Below are 25,738 nucleotides of genomic sequence, written 5' to 3'. Positions count from 1 at the left end.
CGACTCGCGTAGGCTGCCGTGTCACTCGCACCTCGTTGCGCGGGCCGGGGGCCACCGCTCCTTCCCGGCCCAGGCCCTGTCGCGGAACGTCCCCACTCCGCGGGTCCGCCGAGGCGAGGGTTCATCTGGGAGGTACGTACATGTCCGGCATGTCCGGTACGACCGCGGCGGCCCTCGGGCAGCGCCGCCGGGCGGCCGGGGACGGTGCGGGCCGCTGGGTCGTCCTGGTCGTGCTCTGCGTCAGCCTGCTGCTGGTGGCGGTCGACGCCACCGTGCTGCACGTGGCCGTGCCCGCCGTCACCGAGGATCTCCGGCCCGGCGCCATCGAACTGCTCTGGATCGTCGACGTCTATCCCCTCGTCTGCGCCTCGCTGCTGATCCTTTTCGGCACCCTGGGCGACCGGGTGGGCCGCAGACGGATCCTGCTGCTCGGCTACGCGCTCTTCGGAGTCGCCTCGGCCGTCGCGGCCTTCGCCCACCATCCCCAGACGCTGATCCTCGCCCGCGCGCTGCTCGGCGTCGGCGGCGCGATGATCATGCCGGCCACGCTGTCGATCCTGCGCCAGGTCTTCCCCGACCGGCGCGAGCGCGCGCTGGCCATCGGCATCTGGAGCGCGGTCGCGGCGGTGGGCGCCGCGGTCGGACCGCTGCTCGGCGGCTTCCTCCTCGAACACTTCTGGTGGGGGTCGGTCTTCCTCGTCAACATTCCGCTGATGCTCGTCAGCCTGCCGGTGGGGCGGCTGCTGCTGCCCGAGTCCAGGGGCGACCGCGAGGGGCCGTGGGACGTGGCCGGGGCGCTGATGGCGGCGGCCGGTCTGTTCGGCACCGTGTTCGGCGTGAAGCGGCTCGGCGGCGGTGAGCCGGTGCTCAGCGCGGTGACCCTGGGGCCGCTGGTGCTGGGCGTGGTGCTGCTGGTGGCCTTCGTGCGGCGGCAGCGGCGCCGCACGCACCCGCTGGTCGACCTCGGGATGTTCGCGCGCCCCGCCTTCAGCACGGCCGTGGGCTGCATCGTGCTGGCGATGCTGGCGCTGGTCGGCCTGGAGCTGATCGCGGCCCAGTACCTGCAGCTCGTGCTCGGGCTGTCACCGCTGGGCACCGGGCTGCGGCTGCTGCCGCTGACCTTCGCGGCGATGGCGGCGGGGCTGGTGGGCGCCCGCGTCCTGCGCCGGTTCGGGCCGCGGCGCATGGTGTGCGCGGGCTTCTGCGTGACGGCGGCCGCGGTGGTGCTGCTGACCGCGATGGGCGGCGCGGACGACGCCGGGCTGCTGCTGGCCGGCTTCGTGCTGCTCGGCCTCGGCCTGGAGACGACGCTCTTCGGCGCGTACGAGTCGATGCTCAGCGAGGCCCCGGCGGACCGGGCGGGCGGGGCCGCGGCGATCGGCGAGACCTCGTACCAGCTGGGGGCGGGCATGGGCATCGCCCTGCTCGGCACGGTGATGAACGCGGCGTACGCGCCCGGGGTCGCCCGGGTGCCGGGGGTGCCGGCCGGGGCGTCGGGGCGGGCGTCGCACTCGCTGGGCGAGGCCTACGAGGTCGCCGGCCGGCTCGGCGGGCCGGCCGGGGCGGCTCTGCGGAGGGCGGCCAGGGACTCCTTCGTGCACGGGCTGCACGTGACGCTGCTGGTGAGCGCGGGGCTGCTGCTGCTCGGCGCGGCGGCCGCGCTGCGCCTGCCCCGGGTGATGCAGTGCGACGAGGCGGTGGAGCTGCCCGCGCAGCGCGAGGTCGAGCGCTCCCGCGTCTCCGCGTGATGCTGGACGCGGACCGCGGCGCGTCGTAACGTCGGCCCGGAGCCGTGTAACTAGCGCTGCTAGTTTACTGAGTCGGAGGTGCCCATGCAGGCGTCGTCGCCGAAACCGTCGCTGCCCCCGTTCGACCCCGTCGACCCCCTGGGGATCGACGACCTGCTGGAGCCGGAGGACCTCGCCGTCCGCGCCACCGTGCGCGACTGGGCCGCCGACCGCGTACTGCCGTACATCGCCGAGTGGTACGAGAGCGGCGAACTGCCCGTGGTCCGGGAACTGGCCCGGGAGCTGGGCTCCCTCGGCGCGCTCGGCATGTCCCTGACGGGTTACGGATGCGCAGGTGCCAGCGCCGTCCAGTACGGGCTCGCCTGCCTGGAGCTGGAGGCCGCCGACTCGGGCATCCGCTCCCTGGTCAGTGTGCAGGGCTCCCTCGCCATGTACGCGATCCACCGCTTCGGCAGCGAGGAGCAGAAGCGGCAGTGGCTGCCCCGCATGGCGGCGGGCGAGGCGATCGGCTGCTTCGGGCTCACCGAACCCGACCACGGCTCCGACCCCGCCTCGATGCGCACCCACGCCAAGCGCGACGGCGGGGACTGGGTGCTCAGCGGGCGCAAGATGTGGATCACCAACGGCTCCGTCGCCGCCGTCGCCGTCGTGTGGGCGCAGACCGAGGACGGCATCCGCGGTTTCGTCGTCCCCACCGACGCGCCCGGCTTCTCGGCCCCCGAGATCAAGCACAAGTGGTCGCTGCGCGCCTCGGTCACCAGCGAACTCGTCCTGGACGGCGTACGGCTGCCCGCGGACGCCGTGCTCCCCGGGGTCACCGGGCTGCGCGGCCCGCTCAGCTGTCTGTCACACGCCCGCTACGGCATCGTCTGGGGTGCCATGGGCGCGGCCCGCTCCTGTTTCCAGAGCGCCGTGGACTACGCGAAGTCGCGTGAACAGTTCGGCCGGCCCCTCGGGGGCTTCCAGCTCACCCAGGCCAAGCTCGCCGACATGGCGCTCGAACTGCACAAGGGGATCCTGCTCGCCCACCACCTGGGGCGGCGCATGGACGCCGGCCGCCTGCGCCCCGAGCAGGTCAGCTTCGGCAAGCTCAACAACGTACGGGAGGCGATCGGAATCTGCCGCACGGCGCGCACGATCCTCGGCGCCAACGGGATCTCCCTCGAATACCCCGTGATGCGGCACGCGACCAACCTCGAGTCGGTGCTCACCTACGAGGGCACCGTCGAGATGCACCAGCTCGTGCTGGGCAAGGCGCTCACCGGGATCGACGCCTTCCGGTGAGCCGGAGGGCCTTGCGGTGAGGCCCGGGCGGGGGCAGGGCCGGCGTGCGGCCCTGCCTCAGCTCTGGTTGAAGAACCCGTCCGAGCGATGGCCGCCCGGGTCGCCGCTGACGATCTCCGTGTCGGCGGGGGAGAGCAGGAACACCCGCGTGGAGACCCGGTCGATGGAGCCGCGCAGGCCGAAGACGAGCCCGGCCGCGAAGTCGACCACGCGCTTGGCGTCGGCCGCCTCCATCGCGGTGAGGTTGACGATGACGGGCACGCCCTCACGGAACAGCTCGCCGATGGCGCGGGCGTCCCGGAAGCTGTCCGGCGTCACCGTGCCGATCCGGCGCCCCTTGTCCTCGGCCGTGTCCGCGGCGACCTTCACCCGGGGGTCGGTGACCCAGGCGTCGCCGGACTCGGTCCCCTCGGAATAGTCGTCGTCGTAATAGCGCTCGTCTTCGTTGTCGTCGACGAGGCCGAGCCACGCACTCGCCTTGCGTACCGATCCCATGGACGCCTCCTCTCACAGCGGTCTTTCTGCTTCTCGCATCCCTATGGTCATCCATGATGCTGACAGCGCGCCAAGTGGATAGACGCCGCACGGGGGGTTTGTGACGGTACTGGTGCACAGCGGATCCGTCGAGGGCCTTGTGCCCCAAGGGTCATGCCGTACACCGATGCTGACCGGAAGTGAAATATGATGGTCGGCGGCACTCGGGTGAGCGGTGGTGCGTACGGGTGAACAGGCCCGTCGGTACGATGCGGCAGCTCAACGTCGCAGACACCACGGGGGATCGTCGTGTTCGGAATCGTCAGACCCTGCAGCCACCGGCTCGGTGAACATCTCAAGGCCCAGTGGATGGCCCACTTGTGCGGCCTCTGTCTGGCCCTGCGCGGCGATCACGGCCAGTTCGCCCGGGTCGTGACGAACTACGACGGGCTGCTCATATCGGTTCTGACGGAGGCTCAGGCCGAACACGGCGGCAGGGGCGGCAAGGCGGGGACGGGACGGCGCACGGCCGGACCCTGCCCGCTGCGCGGGATGCGCACCGCCTCCGTCGCCCAGGGCGAGGGCGCACGGCTCGCCGCGGCCGTCTCGCTGGTCCTCGCCTCGGCGAAGGTGCGCGACCACGTCGCCGACGGCGACGGGCTGCTGGCCCGCAGGCCGGTGGCGCTCGCCGCGCGCAAGGTCGCCGACAACTGGGGACGCGCGGGCGCCCGCACCGGGGCCGACGTCGGCTTCGACACCGCCGTCCTCGTCGACGCGGTGGACCGGCAGGCCGGCATCGAGTCGCTGGCCGGGCCCGGCACACCGGTCCTGACCGTCACCGAACCCACCGAGACCGCGACCGCCGCGGCCTTCGCGCACACCGCGGTCCTAGCCGGACGGCCGGGCAACGCCGAACCCCTCGCCGAGGCGGGGCGCCTGTTCGGGCGGCTCGCGCACCTCCTGGACGCCGTCGAGGACCGCGACGCCGACGCCGCGTCGGGCGCCTGGAACCCGCTGACCGCGACCGGCACGCCGCTCACCGAGGCCCGCCGGCTCGCGGACGACGCCGTGCACGGCATCCGGCTCGCCCTGAAGGAGGCCGAGTTCACGGACGGACGGCTCGCGCACCTGCTGCTCGTCCACGAACTCCCGCGGTCGGTGGACCGCGCCTTCGGCACCGCGGCCTGCGGACACGAGCCGGATACCGCGCACACCGGACCGAGCGCACGATCCGCTGCGCCGCACGGCGCCTTCGGGCCGCCGCAGGGGCCGTACGCCCCGCAGCACCCGCGGGCCCCGCACGACCCGGACCACCCGCACCACGGCGGCGGCAACCCCTTCGGCGGTGAGCCGCCGCGACCGGGCAAGCGGGGCTTCTTCACCGGGTGCGCGGTCGCCGTCGGCCTGTGCTGCACCTGCAAGGCGTGCTGCGCCGACGAGTTCGAGGGCCCGTGGTCACGGCGGCGGCGCGAAGGCTGGTGCAGCGACTGCGACTGCGACTGCCCCGATTGCAGCGGCTGCGGCGGCTGCTGCGACTGCTGCGGGAACTGCTGCAGTTGCGACGGCTGCGACTGCGGCTGCGACTGCTAGGACCCACGGCGGCGGCCTCCGGTACGGCCGCCGCCGTCGGTCAGGACCTCAGTTCCGGCGGTGAGATCCGCGAGGTGCTGATCGCCGACGCCGTCGTGCCCCACTTGGCGAGGATCCTCGCGTACGTCCCGTCGGAGATCAGCCGGTTCACCGCGGCCCGGAAGGCCGGCGCCAGCTTCGTGCCCTTCTTGAAGGCGAAGCCGACGTCGAGGCGGTGGAACTCGTCGAGGAACTTCAGGCCCGGCTGCTGGGCGACCGCGTACCTCAGACCGTTGATCGTGGACATCACCACATCGCTGCGGCCCTGCTGGAGCGAGGACCACAGCGCGCCGGACTCGCTGTAGGTCTGCACCTTGTACGGCTTCTCGCCCGCGTCCGCGCAGCGGTGCGCGTTCTGCTCCAGCGTCGCCTCGAAGGTGGTCCCGGCGCCGGTCGCGATGTCCAGGCCGCACAGCTGGGTGAGGTCGGTGACCTTGCCCAGCTTGCTGTCCTCGCGGGCGGCGAAGCCCTGGCCGTCGTTGATGTAGGTGACGAAGTCGATGGTCCGGCGGCGCTCGTCGGTCACCCCGAAGTTGCCCGCGCCGAGGTCGTACTTGCCGCTGTCCAGGGCGGGCAGGATCGCCTCGAACGAGGCCTGCCGCGTCTTCAGCCCGATGCCCAGCACCTTCGCGACGGCCTGCGCGAAGTCGACGTCCTGACCGGCGAGGGTCTTGCCGTCACCGAGGTAGGAGGTGCCCGGCGGCGCGCCGCCGACCGCGTAGGCGATCGTCAGGCTCCGCACGCCCGGGGGCAGCAGGCGGGCGGCGGCCGGGTCCTCGCGGACCCCGGAGACGACGTCCGCGGTCGGGATCTCGGCGGCGGCCCTGGCGGCGCCCGCGACGGACCCGCCGGAACCGGTGCCGCCGGCACCGGAGCCGCACGCGGAGAGCAGCAGCGCCGCCGAACTGATCAGGGCGAAGGGGATGAAATGCCGTTTACGGGTGTGCGGGGACGTGCGCATGGGGTGCGGTCTCCTGGAAGGAAAGGGACGTCAGACGGCGCGAGGGGAGGGGCGCGTGTGAAGGCGATGACCAGGACGCGAGGACGCGAGGACGCGAGGACGCGAGGACGCGAGGACGCGAAGGGGTGCGACGGACGTGAAGGGCACGGCGGACGGGAAAGGCGCGACCGCCGCGAAAGGTGTCATGGGTGCGAAAGGTGCGACGGGCGCGAAGTACCTGAAAGGGGGAACGGAAGAACACCGCAAGCGCCCGGAAGTGTGAGGGCGCGCAGGGGGTCGGCTCAGCTCAACAAGAACAGGACCACACTCGACCGAAGTCGATGTGGGAGCGCGTGACCAGCCACTGCTGCGGATGCATGGGCCAAGTGGAACAGGCATCCGGTTTCCCGTCAACCACCTTGAGACGACCGGCTCATATGCTGGACGCCCTTGACAGTGAGGGGAAACCCGCCCGTACTCTCGGGGGAACGGCCCTGCTGAGGGGCTCGGCCGCCAGCGCCCCCGGCGCTCCCGTGTGAAGGCACCACCCGTGTTCGACCTACGTCACGGAGTCTTCGCATGTCTTCCGGCACCCTCGCCACAGCACCCGCCGAACCCGGCAGCCCCGGCACACCCGGACCGGCCGACGCCCTGCGCGTCGTGCCGCGCCGCCGGCCCGGCCAGTGGACGGCCGCCGTCGCCGTCCTCGCCCTGCTCGGACTCGCCCTGACCTCCGTCGTGCGCAACAAGGCGTTCCAATGGGACGTCGTCGCCGACTACTTCACCTCCGACTCGGTCCTGCGCGGACTCTGGCTCACCCTGTGGCTGACCGCCGTCGTCATGGCGCTCGGCTTCGCCCTCGGCACCCTGCTCGCCGTCCTGCGGCTCTCCGGCAACCCGGTGCTGCGCGCCGTCAGCCGGGGCTACGTCTGGCTGTTCCGGTCGATCCCGATCCTCGTGCAGCTGCTGCTGTGGTTCAACATCGGGGCGCTGTACCCGCACATCCTCGGCGTGAGGACGGTCGACCTGCTCGGGCCGGTCACCGTCGCCGTCGTCGGCCTCACCCTGCACGAGGCCGCCTACGCCGCCGAGGTGGTCCGCGGCGGCATCCTCTCCGTCGACCGCGGCCAGACCGAGGCCGCCCAGGCGCTCGGCCTGAGCCAGTGGCGGCGCCTGCGGCGGATCGTCCTCCCGCAGGCGATGCGCTCCATCGTGCCGCCCGCCGGGAACATGCTGATCGGCACCCTCAAGGGCACCTCCATCGTCAGCGTCATCGCCGTCCAGGACCTGCTGTACTCGGCCCAGCTCGTCTACCACCAGACCTACCAGGTCATCCCGCTGCTGATGGTCGCCACCCTCTGGTACACCGTCGTCACCTCGGTGCTGAGCATCGGCCAGCACTACGTGGAGAAGCACTACGCGCGCGGCACGGAGCGCACCCGATGAGGTCCTCGCTCGTCATCGTCGGAGCTGGACCGCGGGCGACCGGTCTGCTCGAACGCCTCGCCGCCAACGCCCCCGGGCTGTACGCCGGCCAAGGCCTCGACATCCACCTCGTCGACCCGTACCCGCCCGGCGCAGGACGCGTGTGGCGCGCCGCGCAGTCACCGCTGCTGTGGATGAACTCGCACGCCGAGGACGTCACCATGTTCACCGACGAGACGGTCGACATGGCGGGGCCGGTGCGCACCGGCCCCACCCTGCACGAGTGGGCGGCCCTGCCCGGCCGCACCTTCACCGACCGCCGCGTCCAGGGCTCCTACCTGCGCTGGGTGCACGACGAGGCGGTGGCCGCGCTGCCGCCGGGCGTCACCGTCCACCACCACCGGCGGCGCGCGCTCCGGCTCGGCGGGCCGCGCGAGGGCCGCCAGCAGGTGTGGCTGGAGGGCCGCCCGCGGCCCCTGCCCGCCGACCTGGTGGTGCTCGCCCTCGGCCACCTGGACGCCGAACCCGACGACGAGCAGACCCGCCTGGCCGCCTACGCCCGCGAACACGGCCTGGTCCACCTGGCACCGGACTTCACCGCAGACAGCGACCTGTCCGCACTGCCGGCGGGCGCCCCGGTCGTCGTCCGCGGCTTCGGACTCGCCTTCGTCGACCTGATGGTGCTGCTCACCGAGGGCCGCGGCGGCCGCCACGAGCAGGACACCTACCTGCCGTCGGGACGGGAACCCGTGCTGTACGTCGGATCGCGGCGCGGGGTGCCGTACCACTCGAAGATCGGCTACGACCTCACCGGCGAACGCCCGCCGCTGCCCCGCTTCCTCGGGCCGGCCGAGATCCGGGAGCTGTCGGCCCGCCCCGGCGGGTTCGACTTCCGGCGCGATCTGTGGCCGCTGGCCGAGAAGGAACTCGGATTCGCCTACTACCACCGGCTGTTCGCCGCCCACCCCGAGCGGACCGCCATGGCCTGGGCGGACTTCGAGCGGGCGTACGCGGCCGCGGACCCCGCCGGGCGCCGGGCCCTGGTCGCCGCCGCCGTGCCCGACCCCGCCGACCGGCTCGACCTCGCCGCCCTCGACCGCCCGCTGCACGGCGTCCGGCACGAGACGCCCGAGGACTTCCAGGAGGCGCTGCGCGGACACATCGAGGCCGACCTGCGCCGGCGGCACGACCCCGCCCACAGCGCCGACCTCGGCCTCTTCCTCGGACTGCTGTCCGTCTACGGCCAGTTGGTGCGGCTCGGCGACACCGGACCCTGGTGGCACGGCTTCTTCAGCTCCCTCGCCTCCGGGCCGCCCGGACCCCGGCTGCGGCAGATGCTCGCCCTGTCCCGGGCGGGCGTCCTGCGGTTCGTGGGCGCCGACATGACCGTCACCGCCGAGGGCGGGGTGTTCCGGGCGTCGAGCCCGACCGTGCCCGGCGCGGCGGTCGAGGCACGGGCGCTGGTGGAGGCGCGGCTGCCCGAACCCACCGTCCGGCGCACCCGCGACCCGCTGCTGCGCGCCCTGCACGCCGAGGGAGCCGCCGAGACCCCCGACGGGCTGCTGCGGGTCGACCGCGCCGACGGCAGGATCCTGGACCGCGACGGCCGCCCGCACCCCCGGCGCTTCGCGCTCGGCCCGTTCACCGACGGCCGTACGCCAGGCGCCTTCACCCGGCCGCGCACCGGCGGCCCGGCGTTCCGGCAGAACGACGCGACCGCTCGCGCGGTGCTGGGCTTCCTGAGCGGGACGGCTCCTGAGCCGGGACCCGCGGCGGCTTCCGCCCCGGTCCCGGCGGAGGCTGCCGCACCGGCTCCGGCGGCGGCTCCCGTTCCGGCACGGGCGGAGGCCTCCGTCCCCGCTCCGGTGCCGGTCCCGCACGCCGCCGGGTGAGCCCGGCCGTCCCGCAGACCACCGGGGAGCACAGCCGCCCCGCACGCCACCGGGTGAGCCACGGCAACGGCCCGCCCCGCGCGTCCTCTTCCCGCCCCACCGCACCGAAGGAACCCCACCATGAGCGTCATGGTCGACATCAGGTCCGTCCACAAGAGCTTCGGTTCACAGGAGGTCCTCAAGGGCATCGACCTCCAGGTGAACACCGGCCAGGTCACCGTGATCCTCGGCCCGTCCGGCTCGGGCAAGTCGACGCTGCTGCGCACCGTCAACCACCTGGAGAAGGTGGACCGGGGCGCGGTCAGCGTGGACGGCAACCTCGTCGGCTACCGCCGTTCCGGCGACACCCTGCGCGAGCTGCCCGAGCGCGAAGTCCGCGCACAGCGCACCCGGATCGGCTTCGTCTTCCAGGACTTCCGCCTCTTCCCGCACCTGACCGTGCTGGAGAACCTCGTCGAGGCGCCCGTCGCCGCGCTGAAGCGGCCCCGCGTGAAGGCCGTGGAGTCCGCGCGGCTGCTGCTGGAACGGGTCGGTCTCGCCGAGAAGGCCGACGAGTACCCGGGCCGGCTCTCCGGCGGCCAGCAGCAGCGGGTCGCCATCGCCCGCGCGCTCGCCCTGGAGCCCCGCCTGCTGCTCTTCGACGAACCCACCTCGGCGCTCGACCCGGAACTGGTCGGCGAAGTCCTCGACGTCATCAAGGACCTGGCCCGGCAGGGCACGACCATGATCGTCGTGACCCACGAGATCGCCTTCGCGCGGGAGGTCGCCGACACGGTGGTGTTCATGGACGCCGGCCGGATCGTCGAGCAGGGGCCGCCGGGCGAGGTGCTCGACCGGCCGCGGCACGAACGGACCCGCGCCTTCCTCTCCAAGGTCCTGTGACCGGCGCCCCGCCGGGACGGCGACCGCCGCCGGCCTTCCCCCGCCCGGCCCGTGACGCAGAGGAGTCCGCGCGATGACCGCACCGCCGCCCGGCCCGAGGCTGTACCTGGCCGCCGCACTCGACCGGCAGCCGGCGCACGACGCCGCGTCCCGCGAGGAGCCGGGCGCGGAGCCCTTCGTGGAGTCCGCGCGACTCGCCGAGAGCGGAGGCCTGGACTTCGTGACGCTCGACGACGGCCTGGCGCGCCCCGGCCCGGACGCGTTCGCCGTGCTGTCCCGGGTGGCGGCCGCCACCCGCCGCGTGGGCCTGGTGCCCGCCGTCCCGAGCACGCACACCGGACCGCGCGCCGTCCCCGCCGCCGTGGCGGCCCTCGACCGGGTCAGCCAGGGCCGGGCCGGGTGGCGGATCACGGCCCCGGCCGGCCCGGCCGCGGACGGGAGCATCGACGGGGCCGCTGACGGGGCCGCGTGCCTGGGGGGCCGTCCGGAGCGCGGTTCCCCGGCCGCGCCACGGTCCCCGCAGGGGCACCCCGTCCGGGTGGCCGCCGCCACCGAGGACGCCGCGCGCGGCACGGCCGCACGCCACGCCGACGTGGTGCTGGTGAGCGCGACGCACCCGGAGCAGGCCGCGGCCGTACGGGACCGGCTGCACGAGGAGGCCGCCCGGTGCGGCCGCGACCCCGGCACCCTGCGGGTCCTGGCGGACCTCGCCGTCGACCTCGGCGACGGCGAGTACGCGGCGGAACGGGCCTGGGAGTTCCCCCGCTCAGGGCACGGCCGGGGACCCGGGCGCGGGGGAGGCGTCCGGCGGACCGCCCGGGGCCCGCTGTACCGTGGCGGCCCCGTCGACCTCGCCGAACTGATCGCCTCCTGGCACCGCGAGGGCGCCGTCGACGGCTTCCACCTCGTGCCGTCCGACCCGCGCCGCGACCTGGAGCGGCTGGTCAACGGCACCGTGACGCTGCTTCAGCACCGCGGGCTGTTCCGCACCTTCTACCCGGGCACCACGCTGCGCGAGCACCTGGGTCTGACCCGGCCCGCCGGCGGTCGCCCCGGCCGGTCCGCCGGGCGCGGCGCCGGACGGCGGGCCGGGGCGGGAGGTGCGGCGTGACCGCCTCGTCGCCGGCTTGCGCACCGCGGGGCCGTCGGCACCCCGCCTCCCCTTGCCCGGCGGCGGCCGGCCGGCCGCGTCCGTCCCGGGGCCATCCGGTCGTCATCCGGGCGGGGGATTCGGCCGGGCGCCGGGGCCGCGGCCCCTTTCCCGCGACGGCCGTCGCGCCCGTCCAAGGTTTGACCACCGCCCCCTGGGGCCCCTGCTGCCCGCACCCCCAGATCCCCCCGGCGCCCCATGCCCCCGCGTCCGTACGCCAGGACGCCGGCGCCGGCTTCGTTCTCCCGTATCCGCTCCGGGGCGCCACGCCGCGCCCCCTCGGTTTGGCCGCACGGCCGCACATGGAAGGGTTGATCACATGACGGACGCATCCGACCGGTGGAAGCAGTGGCACGAGGACCGCACCGCGACGGTGTCGGCACCCTACGGGCCGCTCGCGCTGACCGGCACCCACTGGCTCGAGGACCACCCGGAGGGTCTGCTGCCGGGCGTTCCCGGGAGGTGGGCGGCCGACGGCGACGCGGTCGTGCTCACCGCCGCCGAGGCGGACGGACTGACCGTCGACGGCCGGCCCTTCGCCGGCCGGGTGCGGCTCGGCGCCGATACGGCGTCGGCGGCGGACGCGCGGGTCGCGCTGGGCGAGCGCCGGCTCGTCGTGCTGGAACGCGAAGGGGCCTGGGGCGTACGGGACTTCGACCCGGCGTCCGCGGGCCGCCGGGCGTTCCGTGGTATCGCGGCCGGCGCGTACGACCCGCGCTGGTCGGTGCCGGGGCGCTTCACCCCGTACGGGGCAAGCCGCACCGTGCGCGTGCCGAACGCGGACGGACGCGAGCGCGGTCTGGCTCTCGCCGGGGAACTGGCGTTCACGCTCCAGGGCCGGGACCTGACACTCCAGGCGGCCCGGCAGCCGGACGGCGGCCTGTGGGCGGTGTTCGCCGACACCACCAGCGGGGACAGCAGCTTCCGCTTCCGTTTCCTGCACCCCGAGGCTCCGGACACCGAGGGCCGCACCACGGTCGACTTCAACCGCGCCGTGCTGCCGCCGTGCGCGTTCGCCGACCACTTCATCTGCCCGTTCCCGCCGCCGGGCAACACCCTGGACCTCGCGATACCCGCGGGGGAGCGCACCCTGCGCTGAGCCCCCGGCGCCCGGCCGCCGCCCCCTGAGCCACCGTCAAACCACCCGGACCGCACACGGTCCACTCGAACCGAACACAGTCGCACGGCCGAAAGGCACTCTTGCGCCGACCGGCCGTTCGGCCGAATACTCCCCCACAGCGCTTGTCAGGGGCACAACGTGTCTGGAACCCGGACTCCCCCCTGGCTCTGCGCCTCACGGGCCCCGACCCCACGCGGGCCCCCGACTTCCTTTGTGGAGGAACGAAAAGTGAGGATCAAGCGCACTTCCCCCCGCACCGCCATCACGAGACAGACCCGGCTGGTCGCCCTCGCCGCCGGGCTCGTGGCCACCGCCGCGTTCGCGGTCCCCAGCGCGCACGCGGCCGACACCAACACCTTCAGCGCCGCCCAGCTCACCAAGGCGAGCGACTCGGTGCTCAAGGCGGACGTCCCGGGCACCGCGTGGGCCGTCGACAGCAAGACCAACCGGGTCGTCGTCACCGTGGACAGCACGGTCTCGCAGGCCGACATCAACAGGATCAAACAGCAGGCCGGGACCGACTCCGGGGCCCTGACGATCAAGCACACCCCGGGCAGGTTCAACAAGCTGATCTCCGGCGGCGACGCCATCTACGCGAGCAGCTGGCGCTGCTCGCTGGGCTTCAACGTCCAGGACTCCAGCGGCAACTACTACTTCCTGACCGCCGGTCACTGCACCGACGGCGCGGGCACCTGGTGGTCGAACTCCTCGCACAGCACCACGCTCGGCACCACCGCCGGCTCCTCCTTCCCCGGCAACGACTACGGCATCGTGCGCTACACCAACAGCTCGGTGACCAAGTCGGGTGCCGTGGGCAGCCAGGACATCACCAGCGCCGCGACGCCCTCCGTGGGCACGACCGTCTACCGCCGCGGCTCCACGACCGGCACGCACAGCGGCCGCGTCACCGCCCTCAACGCGACGGTCAACTACGGCAGCGGTGACATCGTCTCCGGCCTGATCCAGACCACCGTCTGCGCCGAGCCCGGCGACTCCGGCGGTCCGCTGTACGGCGGCAGCACGGCCTACGGCCTGACCTCCGGCGGCAGCGGCGACTGCACCTCCGGCGGCACGACGTTCTTCCAGCCGGTCACCGAGGCCCTGAGCGCGTACGGGGTCCACGTCTACTGACCCGGCCCCTCCTCCGGCGCGGTCCCGGTCCGGCCGCGTCCGGCGGTGAGCGAGCCCCCGCACACGACCCGTGTGCGGGGGCTCGTTCTTGCGCGGGGCGGGGTGACAACTCCCCAGCCCGGCCAGGGGGTCGAAAACCGGACAGGAGTAGACCTCACGGGGCGCAGACGGATCACCCGCTCGTAGTATTTGCTGAGCGAACGGGGGTGATGCGGCCTCGGGCGCCCAAACGGCGGGGGGCGCACACCCGTTGACGTACGCGCGTCCAGAACTCGACCTTGTGTGCTCCCCACGGGCCTCGGAATAGTAGGCGCCGGTTCCCCTTCGGCTCTCGGCTCCGCTCGAGCAGGGGACCTCCATCCTTCGGCCCTGCGAGGTCCCCACAACCTCCTGGGCCGTTCCCCCCACAGGAGGACGTCAGTTGAAGCACCGACGCACACCCCGGCGCCGGACGACCGTGGCGGCCGCGGGCGTCGCCGCACTCGTCGCCACGGGAGTCACTTTCCAGAGTGCGAACGCCGACGAGCCCGGCTCGGCCCCCACGGTCCGCACGCTGTCCGCCCCGGCGGCCGGAAAACTCGCCTCGGCCCTGCTCGGGGACCTCGGCACCGGCAGCACGGCCGGCGCGTACTACGACGCAGGGTCGGGCCACCTCGTGGTCAACGTGCTCGACCGGGCCGCCGCGCGGACGGTCGAGCGGGCGGGGGCGCGGGCCAGAGTCGTCGAGAACACCCTCGCCGAACTGGACGGCGCCCGTGGCCGGCTCGCGAAGGACGCGACCATACCCGGGACCTCGTGGGCGACCGACCCGGTCACCGACAAGGTCGTGGTCACCGCCGACAGAACGGTCTCCGCAGCCGCGTGGACCAGGCTCTCCGAGGTCGTCCGGGGTCTGGGAGACAAGGCCGAACTCAGGCGCTCTAAGGGGGAGTTCAGGCCCTTCATCGCGGGCGGTGACGCCATCACCGGCTCGGGCGGGCGCTGCTCGCTCGGCTTCAACGTGGTCAGGGACGGACAGCCGTACTTCCTGACCGCGGGCCACTGCACCGAGGCCGTCTCCACCTGGTCGGACGCCGACGGCACCGTGATCGGCAGCAACGAGCGCTCCAGTTTCCCCGGGGACGACTTCGGCCTGGTGAAGTACACCGCGTCCGTCGACCACCCGAGCGCGGTCGATCTCTACGACGGATCCACGCAGCCGATCACCGGGGCGGGCGAGGCGACCGTCGGCGAGAAGGTGACCCGCAGCGGCTCGACGACCCACGTGCACACCGGCACGGTCACCGGTCTGAACGCCACCGTGAACTACTCCGAGGGCACGGTCGAAGGACTCATCCGGACCGATGTGTGCGCCGAGCCCGGCGACAGCGGCGGCCCGCTGTTCGACGGCGGCACCGCGCTCGGTCTGACCTCCGGCGGCAGCGGCGACTGCACCTCCGGCGGCGAGACGTTCTTCCAGCCGGTCACCGAGGCGCTGTCGGCGACCGGCACCACGATCGGCTAGACCGGCCGGCCCCGCGGCCCCCACGGGACCGGTCCCCGGCATCCCCGCGGGACCGGTGGGAGCCCCGTCCTCGCCCGCGCGAGGGCGGGGCTCTCAGGTGCGGGTGCCGGGGTTCGTTCCCGGATCGGGGCCAGGGCCGGGGTCCGGACCCAGGCCGGGACCGGTGCCGGGGTCCGGGCCGGTGGAGGTGCCGGGGCCCGGGTCGGTGAAGGTGTCGTCGGGGGGTGGCACGGGCGCGGTGCGGGCGGCGCCGTCCGCCTGCGCGGCGGTGCCGTGCGTGCCCGTCTGCGCGGTGGTGCCGTGCCCGGCCGTCCCGGCGTCCGCCGTGTGCGGGCCGTCCTTCCACTCCGTTCCCACGGCACGGTCCGCGGCGTCTCCAGCACCCTCCGCCCCGCCCGCGCGCCTGCGCCGCTGCCCGGAGGCCAGCAGGGTGATCACCACCCCGGCGGCCGCCCACGCCGCCAGTACCAGCAGCGCGGACGTCAGGGCGTTGCCGTGGAAGTACGCGATCGAGCGGGCCGACCAGGTTCCCGCGCCCGGCGGCAGAGCGGGCCCGATCGCCTTCCAGAACGGCGGCAGCAGCGGCAGCGGGAAGGCGCCGCCCGCGCTCGGGTTGCCCGCGATCACCACCAGCAGGATCGCCAGGCCGATGCCGATGACTCCGAAGATCCCCTGGAGGGCGAGGGTGGCGGCGCCCACGGCGAAGGTCACCAGCGCCCCGAGCCCCCACAGCGCCGTGACGCCGCCCGGCAGCGCGCCCAGGACCGGTCCCACGACGACCGCGCCGCCGAGCCCGCCGACGGCTGCGACGAGCGCCATGGCGCCCAGCCGGATCGCCGCGCGCCGCGGGTCGGCGGGCCGGGCTCCCGCGCTGATGGCGAGGACCGAGGCGCACAGGTAGCCGCCGACGGACCAGCCCACGACCAGGTAGAAGGACGACAGGCCGTTGAAGTCGCCGGCGGAGGCCGGGGCCACGTCCACCGTCCGCACGGTCCGCTGCCGGCTCTGCTCCGCGGAGCCGACGATCCGTTCCAGGGAGGTGGCGAGGATGGTGCCGCCGCCGGAGGCGACCAGGAGGGTGTCGGCGGTGCCGGCCGGGGAGACGACCAGGGCGCCGTCGGCGTCCCGGTCCAGGATCTGCCGGCGGGCCGCCGCCTCGTCCGCCACCGCGTGCGGGTCCAGGGGCGAGCCGGGCAGCCGCCGCAGCCTGGCCACCGTCTGCCCGGCCGCTGCCGGGGGTGCCGCGACGGCGAAGGGCACGTCCTTGGGTTCCGGGTGGTGCAGCGCGCCCACGTAGGAGGCGATGAACAGCAGCTGCAGCGCCACCACGCCGATGACGAGCAGCGTGGCCCGCGGGGTGACGGCGTCCTTGACCTCCTGGAGGAAGGAGTGCGGGCGCCGGCGGGCGTGCGGGTGGGTCATGTCCTCACGCTGCGTGGCGGCGGGCGTTTGCGCAGGTGGGACGCGCCCGAACGGATGTCGCACACACGTTCGGAAATTGGTTTATGGTGGAGGGAGAGTAGTGAACTGATGTTCGAGAGTCTGTTCGTGCGGGCTCACGAGTGCGGGAGGTGCGTGTGCCGGGCTTCACGCATCTGCACACCGTCTCCGGGTTCTCCCTGCGCTACGGCGCCTCGCACCCGGAGCGGCTGGCCGAGCGCGCCGCCGAGCGGGGCATGGACGCGCTCGCCCTCACCGACCGCGACACCCTCGCCGGTACCGTCCGCTTCGCCAAGGCCTGCGCGGCGGCGGGCATCCGCCCGCTGTTCGGCACGGAACTGGCGGTGGACGAACCCGAGCGCGTCCGCCCGGACCGCCCCCGCGCGCACCCCGGCGCCTTCACGGCGCGGGGCGAGGGCGCCGGGCGGGGCGGCGCTCCCGCGGGGGGCGACGGGTCCGTACGGGACGGCGGGCTCGTACGCGACGGCGGCCCCGGGCGGCCGCAGCGGCGCCGCACGCCGGTGCGCGGCGGTGCCTTCATCGACGAGTCGGCCCCGCGCGTCACCTTCCTCGCCCGGGACGGCGCCCGCGGCTGGGCCGACCTGTGCCGCCTGGTCACCGCCGCCCACACCCGCCCCGGCACCCCGGTCCTGCCCTGGCCCGACAACCACGCCGACGGCCTGACCGTGCTGCTCGGCCCCGGCTCCGACGTCGGCCGGGCGCTGGCCGCGGGCCGCCCCGACCGGGCCGCGCGCCTCCTCGTCCCCTGGCGCGAGGTCTACGGCGACGCCCTGCGCCTGGAGGCCCTCTGGCACGGCCGCACGGGCACCGGCCCCGGTTCCCTGCGGCTGGCCGCCCGCACCGTCGGCTTCGCCGCCGAGCAGCGGATCCGGCCCGTGCTCAGCAACGCCGTCCGCTACGCCGACCCCGGGCAGGGCCCGGTCGCCGACGTCCTGGACGCGGCCCGCCGGCTGGTCCCCGTCGGCGCCACCAGGGAACTGGACTCGGGTGAGGCCTGGCTGAAGGACCCCGGCGCGATGCTGCACGCGGCCGAGCGGATCGTCGAGGCCGCGGGCTTCCGGCGCGAGGCCGCCCACCGGCTGCTGGAGCAGACGCGGGCCACGGCCGCCGAGTGCCTGGTCGACCCGGAGGACGACCTCGGCATGGGCACCGTCCACTTCCCCGAGCCGCACCTGGTCGGCGCCGCCCGCCGCACCGCCCAGCGCACGCTGGCCTCCCGGGCGGCGGCCGGCATGGTGCTGCGCGGCTACGCCGGCCGGCGCGCCTACTGGGAGCGGATGCACGAAGAGCTGGACGTCATCGCCCACCACGGCTTCGCCTCCTACTTCCTCACCGTCGCCCAAGTGGTCGACGACGTACGGAAGACGGGCATCAGGGTCGCCGCGCGCGGCTCCGGCGCGGGCTCCCTCGTCAACCACCTGCTCGGCATCGCCCACGCCGACCCGGTCGAGCACGGGCTGCTGATGGAGCGCTTCCTGTCCAGGCGGCGGTTCGTCCTGCCCGACATCGACATCGACGTGGAGTCCGCGCGCCGGCTGGAGGTCTACCGGCAGATCATCGGCCGGTTCGGCACCGAGCGGGTGGCGACCGTCGCCATGCCGGAGACGTACCGCGTCCGGCATGCGATCCGGGACGTGGGCGCGGCCCTGTCCATGGACCCCGCCGAGATCGACCGCGTCGCCAAGTCCTTCCCGCACATCCGCGCCCGCGACGCCCGCGCGGCCCTGGCGGAACTGCCCGAGCTGAGGGCGCTGGCGGGGGAGAAGGAGAAGTACGGCAGGCTGTGGGAGCTGGTCGAGGCCCTGGACGCCCTGCCGCGCGGGGTCGCCATGCACCCGTGCGGGGTGCTGCTGTCGGACGCCTCCCTGCTCGCCCGTACGCCGGTCGTGCCGACCAGCGGCGAGGGCCTGCCCATGTCCCAGTTCGACAAGGACGACGTGGAGGACCTCGGGCTGCTCAAGCTGGACGTGCTGGGGGTGCGGATGCAGTCGGCGATGGCGCACGCGGTCGCGGAGGTGGAGCGGGCGACGGGGGAGCGGGTCGACCTGGACTCCGTGCCGCAGGGCGACCCGGCGACGTACCGGCTCATCCGCTCCGCCGAGACGCTGGGCTGCTTCCAGATCGAGTCCCCGGGCCAGCGCGACCTGGTGGGGCGGCTCCAGCCGGCCACCTTCCACGATCTCGTGGTCGACATCTCGCTCTTCAGGCCCGGTCCGGTCGCCGCCGACATGGTGCGGCCGTTCATCGAGGCGCGGCACGGGCGGGCGCCCGCCCGCTACCCGCACCCCGACCTGGCGGAGCCGCTGCGGGAGACGTACGGGGTCGTCGTCTTCCACGAGCAGATCATCCACATCGTGCACCTCATGACCGGCTGCGGGCGCGACGAGGCGGACCGGGTGCGGCGCGGGCTTTCCGACCCGGAGTCGCAGGGCCGGATCAGGGTGTGGTTCGCGCAGCACGCGGCGGCGAAGGGGTACGACGCGGAAACGATTCAGCGCACCTGGGAGATCGTGGAGGCGTTCGGGTCGTACGGTTTCTGCAAGGCGCACGCGGTGGCCTTCGCCGTGCCGACGTACCAGTCGGCGTGGCTGAAGGCCCATCACCCGGCCGCCTTCTACGCCGGGTTGCTCACCCATGACCCCGGAATGTATCCGAAGCGGCTGCTGCTGGCGGACGCGCGGCGGCGCGGGGTGCCGATCCTGCCGCTGGACGTGAACCGGTCGGGAGTCGCTCACCGTATCGAACTGGTGTCTGAGTCGAAGGGGTCCGGGAGGCCCCCGGGGCCCGGGGCGTGGGGGCTGCGGCTGGCGCTGTCCGACGTCCACGGCATCAGCGAGGCCGAGGCGGCGCGGATCGCGGACGGGCAGCCGTACGCCTCCCTGCTCGACTTCTGGGAACGGGCCCGGCCGAGCCGTCCGGTCGCCGCCCGGCTCGCCCAGGTGGGCGCACTCGACGCGTTCGGCGCCAACCGCCGCGACCTGCAACTGCACCTGACCGAGCTGCACCGCGGCGCCCGGGGCGCGGGCGGGGGCCAGCTGCCCCTGTCCGGCGGCCGGAAGACGGCCGCGGCCGGGCTGCCCGACCTGTCCGAGGCCGAGAAGCTCAGCGCCGAACTGGGCGTGCTGTCCATGGACGCCTCGCGCAACCTCATGGACGACCACCGGACGTTCCTCGACGAACTGGGCGTGGTCTGCGCCCGCCGGCTGCGCACGGCACGGCACGGCGAGACGGTGCTGGTCGCGGGCGCCAAGGCCGCCACCCAGACTCCGCCGGTCCGGTCCGGCAAGCGGGTCATCTTCACCACGCTGGACGACGGCACCGGCCTGGTCGACCTCGCCTTCTTCGACGACTCCCACGACGCCTGCGCGCACACCGTCTTCCACTCCTGGCTGCTGCTGGTGCGCGGAGTGGTGCAGCGGCGCGGCCCGCACAGCCTCAGCGTGGTGGGCGCCGCCGCCTGGAACCTCGCCGAACTGGCCGGACTGCGCGCCGAGGGCGGCCTGGACCAGGTGGCGGCCCGGCTGGCCGGTCCCGGCGGCGCGGCGGAGGGCGGCCCGGCGGCCGGCGCTCCGGAAGACGGTGACGGCAGGGGGCGGGGCGGCGGTGACGGTACGCGGCGGGCGCGGCTCGCCGGCTCGGACGGCCGGCCCGCGCCCACCGGGTCCGCGGCGCCGGACCCGATGGAGGCCGCCCGCGACCGCCGTATCCGGATGTCCACCGGCTACGAGATGAACCCATGGGCGGATCTGCGCCCGGCGGGCGAAGGGCCCGCGAGCGGAAGGAAGTTGTGGCACCAGAGTCCAGGGAGCGCGGGATGACCATTCTCTGCGTACGTTTCCAGCTGCCGCCGATGTACGAGGCGGCCCTGCCCGGGCTGCTCGGGCTGCTGGAGGAGTTCACCCCGGTGGTCGAGGCGCTGCCGCCCGACGGGGCGCTGGCCGACCTGCGGGGCGCCGAACGCTACTTCGGGCGCGACGCGGTCGAGCTGGCGTCGGTGATCCGGGTCCGGGCGCTGGCGCGGTTCGGCGTGGACTGCGTGATCGGCGCCGGGCCGGGCCCGATGCTGGCCCGAGTGGCCCTGCGTGCCGCCCGGCCGGGACTGACCTGCGCAGTCCCCGCCGAACCGGCCGCCGTCGCGGAGTTCCTCGCCGGTCTGCCCGTCACCGCGCTGCCCGGCGTCGGCGCGGCGACCGCCCGCACCCTGGGCGAGTACGGACTGGACACCCTGGGCCTGGTCGCCGCCGCGCCCCTGTCGACGCTCCAGCGGCTGATCGGCGCCAAGGCGGCCCGCGAACTGCGCGAGAGGGCGAGCGGTGTGGACCGCGGCCGGGTCGTCCCCAACGCCGTCTCCAGGTCCCTGGCCGCGGAACGCCTCTTCGACCGCGACGAACTCGACCCCGGCCGGCACCGCGCCGCGCTGCTGTCGGCCGCCGGGGACCTGGGGGCCCGGCTGCGCGCCCTCGACAAGGTGTGCCGCACCCTGACCCTCACCGTGCGCCACGCCGACCGCTCCGCGATCGTCCGCACGCGCACGCTGGCGGAACCCACCGCCCACTCGGCGACGCTGACCGGGGCCGCCTACGGCCTCTACGAGACCCTGGGGCTCCAGCGCGCCCGGGTCCGCGCGCTCGCCCTGCGCGCCGAGGGCCTGACCCCCGCCGAACACGCCTCCCACCAGCTCACCTTCGACCCCGCCGACGAGAAGCTCCGCCGTATCGAGGAGGTCGCGGACCGCGCGCGGGCCAGGTTCGGGCCCCGGGCGGTGATCCCGGGGACGCTGGCCGCGTAACCCCGGCGAGCGCGGTCAGTTGGCCCACGGCGGGGTGAGCACGGTGCCGTCCGCCAGGTGGGCCCGCAGACCGATCGAGGTGGTGACCCAGGAGACGGCGGTGCGGTCCGTGGGGTTCTCCACGGTGAGCGTCGCACCGGGGTTGATGATCACCGTGTCACCCGCGGTCACGCGCTCGGTGCACTCGTCGAGCGTCATCAGGAGTTCGCCGTCGAGCAGGTGGAAGATCTCCTCGTGGGTGACGGTGTGGGCGGGCGCCCGGGTGCCGGCCGGGATCTCACCACGCCAGGCGCACAGTTCACGGGCGCCGGTGAGCGGGGTGGCGTACGAGACGAAACGGGCGCCGTGGATCTCATGGGTGACGGCTTCGGACGCGCGGACGACGGGCATGGGGGCCTCCTCGGGGAAGTCGGGTAAGTAGTCAAGCTGGTTGACCAAGTGCTCCGGATTTATGGTCAAGCAACTTGACCGATTGGTCAAGGGTGTTTCAATGGCCCTGTGCAGAACTCCGAGGCCATGGCCCTCTCCGCCGCCCTGCTCGCCGTTGCCGGCGGTCTGACGCAGCGCATCCATGACGGTGTCGTCGCCCGGGGCTTCGAGGGGCTCAGGCCCGCGCACGGTTTCGCGTTCGCGCGGCTGGCGCCGGACGGCGCGACCGTCACCGAGCTGGCGGCCCACCTCGGGGTCACCAAGCAGGCGGCCAGCCAGCTCGTCGACGAGATCGTGCGCAAGGGGTACGCCGAGCGCCGGCCGCACCCCGGTGACGCGCGTGCCCGGCTGGTCGTGCTGACCGCGCTCGGCCGGGCCTGCACCCGGGCGGCGGAGGAGTCCGCCGCGGAGGCCGTGCGGGGATGGGCCGCGGTGCTCGGTGAGGGCGAGGTGCGCGCGCTGGGGGAGCGGCTGACGCGGCTCGCGCCGCACGGCCCCGTTCGCCCCACTTGGTGATGGTCCGTCAGGAAACCCCTCATGGTGGCTCGTTGGCCGGCCGGGCGTCATGAGGATTCTTTACTGACGCGTAACTTCCCCCTGGGTCTACTCGTCCGTAACTTGACGAGTGAACAGCATCCCGTGATCCGGATCACAGCGCTCAGTGCCGTCGCACTTCCCTCGAGCCGCAAGGAGATCACACGATGCTGCCCTTCAGGCGCGCCCTGAGACACCTCGCCGCCCTGCTGCTGGCCACGGTCGTCGCCACCGTCCCCGCCGCCACGGCCCACGCCGCGTCCGGCACCGCCGCCGCCCCGGGCACCGGCTGGAACGACTACGCCTGCAAGCCCTCGGCCGCCCATCCCCGCCCGGTCGTCCTGATCCACGGCACCTTCGGCAACTCCGTCGACAACTGGCTCACCCTCGCCCCGTACCTGGAGAGCCGCGGATACTGCGTCTTCTCCCTCGACTACGGGCAACTGCCCGGCGTCCCGGTCTTCAACGGCCTCGGCCCCATCGACAAGTCGGCCGGGCAGCTGTCCGCCTTCGTCGACAAGGTGCTCGCCGCCACCGGCGCCGCCAAGGCCGACCTGGTCGGCCACTCGCAGGGCGGCATGATGCCCCGCTACTACCTGAAGTTCCTCGGCGGCGCGGCCAAGGTGAACGCCCTCGTCGGTGTCGCGCCCGACAGCCACGGCACCACCCTCAGCGGCCTCACCCACCTGCTGCCGTACTTCCCCGGCGCGAGCGACCTGCTCTCCGAGGCCACCCCCGGCCTCGCCGACCAGATCGCCGGCTCCGCCTTCCTCACCCGGCTCAACGCGGGCGGCGACACCGTGCCCGGCGTGCACTACACGGTGATCGCCACCCAGTACGACGAGGTGGCCACCCCCTGGCGGACCCAGTACCTCACCGGCTCCGACGTCCACAACGTCCTGCTGCAGGACCTCTGCCCGCTCGACCTGTCCGAGCACGTGGCAGTCGGCACGATCGACCGCATCGCCTTCCACGAGGTGGCCAACGCGCTCGACCCCGCCCACGCCACCGCCACCACCTGCGCGTCCGTGTTCAGCTGACACGCCGCGCACGCCGGGGCCCGTCCGGTGGAGACCGCCGGACGGGCCCCGGTACGCGCGCCCGCGCCTCAGCGGCCGTGCCGTGCGGCGGCGCGCCGCCGCACGGAGAGGAGCAGCGCCGCGGAGCCGACCGCCAGCGCGGCCGCACCGCCGACCACCGCGTACGCGGTGGTGCTCCCGCCGCCGGTCTCGGCGAGGCCCCCGCCCCCGCCCCCGACCGCGGCCTGACTGCGGGGACCCGCGTCCGTCCCGGCCGCCGTGCCGGACGGCGGGGTGCTCCCCGGGGTGCCCTGGACGGTGCTCCCGGTGGCGGGCGCGGGGCCCGTCGCGGCACCGGCGCCGGTGCGGGTGCCGGTGGTCTCCCGGTCGTGGTGGTCGTCGTGCCGGACCGTCGATCTGCCGGCGCCGCCCTCGATCTGCCGCTCGGTCGGCGCGGAGGCCGGCGGCGCCGGGGCGGAGGCACCCGGCGCCGCCGCGCCGCTCCCGCCCCCGGGGAAGGTGACGTCCGAGCAGGAGTAGAACGCCTCGGGGCTGTCCGAGCGCTGCCACACCGTGTACAGCAGCTGCTTGCCGGTGCGCTGGGGCAGGGTGCCGGAGAAGGTGTAGAAGCCGCCGGAGGCCACCGGGTCGGTGACCGTGGCCACCGGGTGCGCGAGGTCAAGGTCCGCCCAGGCGGGCGGCTTCGCCGGGTCGTAGCCGGGCTTGGTGATGTACACGGTGAAGGTGCCCCTGTGCTGTGCGGTCACGCGGTACTCGAAGGTGTGCGCCCCGCCGCGCACGGCGGTCGCGGGCCAGTCGGCGCGGGGCAGGTCGAGGCCCTTGAACTCGGGGTCGTTCGCGCTGCACAGCTTGCCGTCCGGGATCCGGGCCTGGTGCCGGCCGTTCACGTCGCCGATCCGGACGCCGTTCCAGTCGTACAGGGCCTGGGTGCCGCCGGCGGCGACCGCCGCCTTGCAGGCCGCCGACCTCGGGCTCTCCGGACCTTCGGCGTAGCACTGGAACACCCGGCTGACCGGCCCGCCCATCGTGCCGTGCGCGGACGCGGGCGCGGCGGCGAGCGCCGTCAGGGCGAGCGGCGCGAGACCGAGGGCGGCGAGCGTGGCGGCCTTGCGGCCGGGGCGTGCGGGGCGTGCGGGCATGGAGGAACTCCTCGCGACGGTCGTTTCTGACGGTGCCGACACCGGGACGGATCCCGTGGGGTGGGTCAGAAACTAGCCCCGCAGAACGGGGCGACCGCCCGTCGATGACGGTGCGGGGAGATCCTTATGGTCGCGTTAAGGGAGGGCTGAGACTGCGCTCAGACAGAGGGCGCGGCAGGGGGTGCGCGCGGGGTGCGCGGGGGCGGGCGGAAGGGGGTTTCCGGCGCGTCGGGGACGTGGCCGGGCGGTCATCCCTCCGGCCACCAGGTGCGCGCGATGTCTTTGCGGACCTCGGGCCGGCCGGCGGGACGCTCGTCGGGCTCCTCGCGGATCCGGCGGGAGTCCGTCTTCCTCATCAGGGGCTTCTGCACTGTCACACGGCGCATCGGGGCCTCCTTCGACGTCTACCGGGTTCCGTGTTCTCACGGAGGTAGACCTTTCGGGCGAGACTTGCTCATCGGTGCGGGTCTGTCTGTGGCGGCTGTCACGATCCGGGTGTCAGTGGTGGGTGTCACTCTTGGGACCATGAGTGCACACACGACGACCGATGGTGACGCGGCCGGCCGGAGCCCGGCTCCAGCGGCGGTGGACTGGGACGCGCAGGCGCCCGTCTTCGACGACGAACCCGATCACGGGCTGCGCGATCCGCAGGTGCGTGCCGCCTGGGCGCGGCGGCTGCGCGACTGGCTGCCGGAGCACCCCGCCGACATCCTCGACCTCGGCTGCGGTACCGGCAGCCTCGCGCTCCTCGCGGCCGAACAGGGACACCGGGTCACCGGCGTCGACAGCTCCCCGGCCATGGTGGCCCTGGCCCGCGCGAAGCTCGCCGGCCGGGACGCCGGCTTCCTCGTCGGCGACGCGGCGAGCCCGCCGGTGGGCCGGCGGCGCTTCGACACCGTCCTGGTCCGCCACGTGCTGTGGGCGCTGCCGGATCCCGCCGGCGCCCTGCGGCACTGGCGGGAGCTGCTGCGGCCCGCCGGGCGGCTGGTCCTCGTCGAGGGCGTCTGGGGCACGGTCACGCCCGTCGGCATACCCACGGAGCGGCTTCTCACTCTCCTCACGCCCCTCGTGCACCACACTCGTGTCGAACACCTGTCGGATGACGCCCGGCTCTGGGGCAAGGCGGTCACCGACGAGCGCTACGCCGTGGTGGCGACGGTGGCGTGA

General features: G+C 74.3%; 20 protein-coding genes and 1 pseudogene. 15 read left to right on the top strand and 6 right to left on the bottom strand.

Annotated features, from left to right (window positions below; genetic code table 11):
- Positions 1–149 precede the first annotated feature (149 nt).
- Together IG64_RS26110 and IG64_RS26105 are read left to right on the top strand one after the other, a co-directional pair.
- A complete protein-coding gene (locus IG64_RS26110; protein ID WP_037860678.1) occupies positions 150–1,748 on the top strand; it encodes an MFS transporter in 1,599 nt (532 codons plus the stop codon).
- An 84-nt stretch (positions 1,749–1,832) separates the two neighbouring features.
- On the top strand, positions 1,833–3,032 hold the full coding sequence (locus tag IG64_RS26105; protein WP_037860602.1) for an acyl-CoA dehydrogenase family protein: 1,200 nt from the start codon (positions 1,833–1,835) through the stop codon (positions 3,030–3,032).
- A 57-nt stretch (positions 3,033–3,089) separates the two neighbouring features.
- On the opposite strand, the gene IG64_RS26100 is transcribed toward IG64_RS26105, so the two are convergent.
- Positions 3,090–3,527 carry a cell division protein SepF gene (locus tag IG64_RS26100; RefSeq protein WP_037860600.1) on the bottom strand — a complete coding sequence of 146 codons (438 nt, stop codon included), beginning with the start codon at positions 3,525–3,527 and terminating at the stop codon, positions 3,090–3,092.
- A 288-nt stretch (positions 3,528–3,815) separates the two neighbouring features.
- Here IG64_RS26100 and IG64_RS26095 point away from each other — a divergent pair, with 288 nt between their 5' ends.
- Positions 3,816–5,096: a DUF5685 family protein gene (locus tag IG64_RS26095; protein ID WP_037860598.1), complete on the top strand. Its 1,281-nt coding sequence runs from the start codon at positions 3,816–3,818 to the stop codon at positions 5,094–5,096.
- 40 nt (positions 5,097–5,136) lie between these two features.
- Here the strand turns inward: IG64_RS26095 and IG64_RS26090 are convergent, their stop codons facing one another.
- Entirely contained in the window at positions 5,137–6,096 is a 960-nt protein-coding gene (locus IG64_RS26090; RefSeq protein WP_037860596.1) for an ABC transporter substrate-binding protein, read from the bottom strand.
- A 558-nt stretch (positions 6,097–6,654) separates the two neighbouring features.
- Between IG64_RS26090 and IG64_RS26085 the strand changes: the two genes are divergently transcribed.
- The 7 genes from IG64_RS26085 (at position 6,655) to IG64_RS26055 (ending at position 15,179) form a co-directional block, all read left to right on the top strand.
- The gene (locus IG64_RS26085) at positions 6,655–7,521 is read left to right on the top strand and encodes an amino acid ABC transporter permease (RefSeq protein WP_037860594.1); all 867 of its coding nucleotides are present in this window, start codon (positions 6,655–6,657) and stop codon (positions 7,519–7,521) included.
- Positions 7,518–9,392 carry an FAD/NAD(P)-binding protein gene (locus IG64_RS26080; protein ID WP_078884223.1) on the top strand — a complete coding sequence of 625 codons (1,875 nt, stop codon included), beginning with the start codon at positions 7,518–7,520 and terminating at the stop codon, positions 9,390–9,392. Before IG64_RS26085 ends, IG64_RS26080 begins: the two co-directional genes overlap by 4 nt.
- 120 nt (positions 9,393–9,512) lie before the next feature.
- On the top strand, positions 9,513–10,274 hold the full coding sequence (locus tag IG64_RS26075) for an amino acid ABC transporter ATP-binding protein (RefSeq protein WP_037860592.1): 762 nt from the start codon (positions 9,513–9,515) through the stop codon (positions 10,272–10,274).
- 73 nt (positions 10,275–10,347) lie between these two features.
- Entirely contained in the window at positions 10,348–11,385 is a 1,038-nt protein-coding gene (locus IG64_RS26070) for an LLM class flavin-dependent oxidoreductase (RefSeq protein WP_037860591.1), read from the top strand.
- 358 nt (positions 11,386–11,743) lie between these two features.
- Entirely contained in the window at positions 11,744–12,523 is a 780-nt protein-coding gene (locus tag IG64_RS26065) for a DUF1684 domain-containing protein (RefSeq protein ID WP_037860590.1), read from the top strand.
- Positions 12,524–12,772: 249 nt separating this feature from the next.
- On the top strand, positions 12,773–13,675 hold the full coding sequence (locus IG64_RS26060) for a S1 family peptidase (protein ID WP_037860589.1): 903 nt from the start codon (positions 12,773–12,775) through the stop codon (positions 13,673–13,675).
- Between the two features lie 421 nt (positions 13,676–14,096).
- On the top strand, positions 14,097–15,179 hold the full coding sequence (locus IG64_RS26055; protein WP_037860588.1) for a S1 family peptidase: 1,083 nt from the start codon (positions 14,097–14,099) through the stop codon (positions 15,177–15,179).
- A gap of 396 nt (positions 15,180–15,575) precedes the next feature.
- Here the strand turns inward: IG64_RS26055 and IG64_RS26050 are convergent.
- Positions 15,576–16,601: pseudogene (locus IG64_RS26050) on the bottom strand (DUF3533 domain-containing protein); the annotation flags it as partial.
- A 155-nt stretch (positions 16,602–16,756) separates the two neighbouring features.
- On the opposite strand from IG64_RS26050, the gene IG64_RS26045 reads away from it, so the two are divergent.
- Together IG64_RS26045 and IG64_RS26040 are read left to right on the top strand one after the other, a co-directional pair.
- Complete coding sequence (locus IG64_RS26045; protein WP_037860584.1) at positions 16,757–20,458, top strand: DNA polymerase III subunit alpha; 3,702 nt, start codon at positions 16,757–16,759, stop codon at positions 20,456–20,458.
- A complete protein-coding gene (locus tag IG64_RS26040) occupies positions 20,455–21,429 on the top strand; it encodes a DNA polymerase Y family protein (RefSeq protein ID WP_037860582.1) in 975 nt (324 codons plus the stop codon). The genes IG64_RS26045 and IG64_RS26040 overlap by 4 nt, the downstream gene beginning before the upstream one ends.
- Positions 21,430–21,444: 15 nt before the next feature.
- Here the strand turns inward: IG64_RS26040 and IG64_RS26035 are convergent, their stop codons facing one another.
- Positions 21,445–21,819 (bottom strand): cupin domain-containing protein, encoded by a 375-nt coding sequence (locus IG64_RS26035; protein WP_037860579.1) that lies wholly within the window; start codon positions 21,817–21,819, stop codon positions 21,445–21,447.
- A gap of 108 nt (positions 21,820–21,927) precedes the next feature.
- Between IG64_RS26035 and IG64_RS26030 the strand changes: the two genes are divergently transcribed.
- Positions 21,928–22,374 carry a MarR family winged helix-turn-helix transcriptional regulator gene (locus IG64_RS26030; protein ID WP_037860576.1) on the top strand — a complete coding sequence of 149 codons (447 nt, stop codon included), beginning with the start codon at positions 21,928–21,930 and terminating at the stop codon, positions 22,372–22,374.
- A 185-nt stretch (positions 22,375–22,559) separates the two neighbouring features.
- On the top strand, positions 22,560–23,432 hold the full coding sequence (locus IG64_RS26025) for an esterase/lipase family protein (protein ID WP_037860574.1): 873 nt from the start codon (positions 22,560–22,562) through the stop codon (positions 23,430–23,432).
- A 68-nt stretch (positions 23,433–23,500) separates the two neighbouring features.
- Here IG64_RS26025 and IG64_RS26020 read toward each other — a convergent pair whose 3' ends face one another.
- Together IG64_RS26020 and IG64_RS40650 are read right to left on the bottom strand one after the other, a co-directional pair.
- On the bottom strand, positions 23,501–24,571 hold the full coding sequence (locus IG64_RS26020) for a lytic polysaccharide monooxygenase auxiliary activity family 9 protein (RefSeq protein WP_037860572.1): 1,071 nt from the start codon (positions 24,569–24,571) through the stop codon (positions 23,501–23,503).
- Positions 24,572–24,819: 248 nt separating this feature from the next.
- Complete coding sequence (locus IG64_RS40650; protein WP_107474362.1) at positions 24,820–24,957, bottom strand: hypothetical protein; 138 nt, start codon at positions 24,955–24,957, stop codon at positions 24,820–24,822.
- Positions 24,958–25,096: 139 nt separating this feature from the next.
- Here IG64_RS40650 and IG64_RS26015 point away from each other — a divergent pair, with 139 nt between their 5' ends.
- Positions 25,097–25,738 carry a class I SAM-dependent methyltransferase gene (locus tag IG64_RS26015; protein ID WP_078884222.1) on the top strand — a complete coding sequence of 214 codons (642 nt, stop codon included), beginning with the start codon at positions 25,097–25,099 and terminating at the stop codon, positions 25,736–25,738.

The organism is Streptomyces sp. NRRL S-340, from assembly GCF_000720185.1.
Classification (GTDB): domain Bacteria; phylum Actinomycetota; class Actinomycetes; order Streptomycetales; family Streptomycetaceae; genus Streptomyces.
The sequence above is the reverse complement of the archived record's forward strand: the minus strand, read 5'-3'. Positions and strand labels throughout refer to the sequence as shown.

Excerpts from the sequence above, each read along its gene's own strand:
- IG64_RS26040 (WP_037860582.1), top strand. The coding sequence starts at position 20,455 with ATGACCATTCTCTGCGTACGTTTCCAGCTGCCGCCGATGTACGAGGCG.
- IG64_RS26025 (WP_037860574.1), top strand. The coding sequence starts at position 22,560 with ATGCTGCCCTTCAGGCGCGCCCTGAGACACCTCGCCGCCCTGCTGCTG.
- IG64_RS26075 (WP_037860592.1), top strand. The coding sequence starts at position 9,513 with ATGAGCGTCATGGTCGACATCAGGTCCGTCCACAAGAGCTTCGGTTCA.
- IG64_RS26105 (WP_037860602.1), top strand. The coding sequence starts at position 1,833 with ATGCAGGCGTCGTCGCCGAAACCGTCGCTGCCCCCGTTCGACCCCGTC.
- IG64_RS26070 (WP_037860591.1), top strand. The coding sequence starts at position 10,348 with ATGACCGCACCGCCGCCCGGCCCGAGGCTGTACCTGGCCGCCGCACTC.
- IG64_RS26020 (WP_037860572.1), bottom strand. The coding sequence starts at position 24,571 with ATGCCCGCACGCCCCGCACGCCCCGGCCGCAAGGCCGCCACGCTCGCC.
- IG64_RS26035 (WP_037860579.1), bottom strand. The coding sequence starts at position 21,819 with ATGCCCGTCGTCCGCGCGTCCGAAGCCGTCACCCATGAGATCCACGGC.
- IG64_RS26015 (WP_078884222.1), top strand. The coding sequence starts at position 25,097 with ATGAGTGCACACACGACGACCGATGGTGACGCGGCCGGCCGGAGCCCG.
- IG64_RS40650 (WP_107474362.1), bottom strand. The coding sequence starts at position 24,957 with ATGCGCCGTGTGACAGTGCAGAAGCCCCTGATGAGGAAGACGGACTCC.
- IG64_RS26100 (WP_037860600.1), bottom strand. The coding sequence starts at position 3,527 with ATGGGATCGGTACGCAAGGCGAGTGCGTGGCTCGGCCTCGTCGACGAC.
- IG64_RS26085 (WP_037860594.1), top strand. The coding sequence starts at position 6,655 with ATGTCTTCCGGCACCCTCGCCACAGCACCCGCCGAACCCGGCAGCCCC.
- IG64_RS26065 (WP_037860590.1), top strand. The coding sequence starts at position 11,744 with ATGACGGACGCATCCGACCGGTGGAAGCAGTGGCACGAGGACCGCACC.
- IG64_RS26080 (WP_078884223.1), top strand. The coding sequence starts at position 7,518 with ATGAGGTCCTCGCTCGTCATCGTCGGAGCTGGACCGCGGGCGACCGGT.
- IG64_RS26090 (WP_037860596.1), bottom strand. The coding sequence starts at position 6,096 with ATGCGCACGTCCCCGCACACCCGTAAACGGCATTTCATCCCCTTCGCC.
- IG64_RS26110 (WP_037860678.1), top strand. The coding sequence starts at position 150 with ATGTCCGGTACGACCGCGGCGGCCCTCGGGCAGCGCCGCCGGGCGGCC.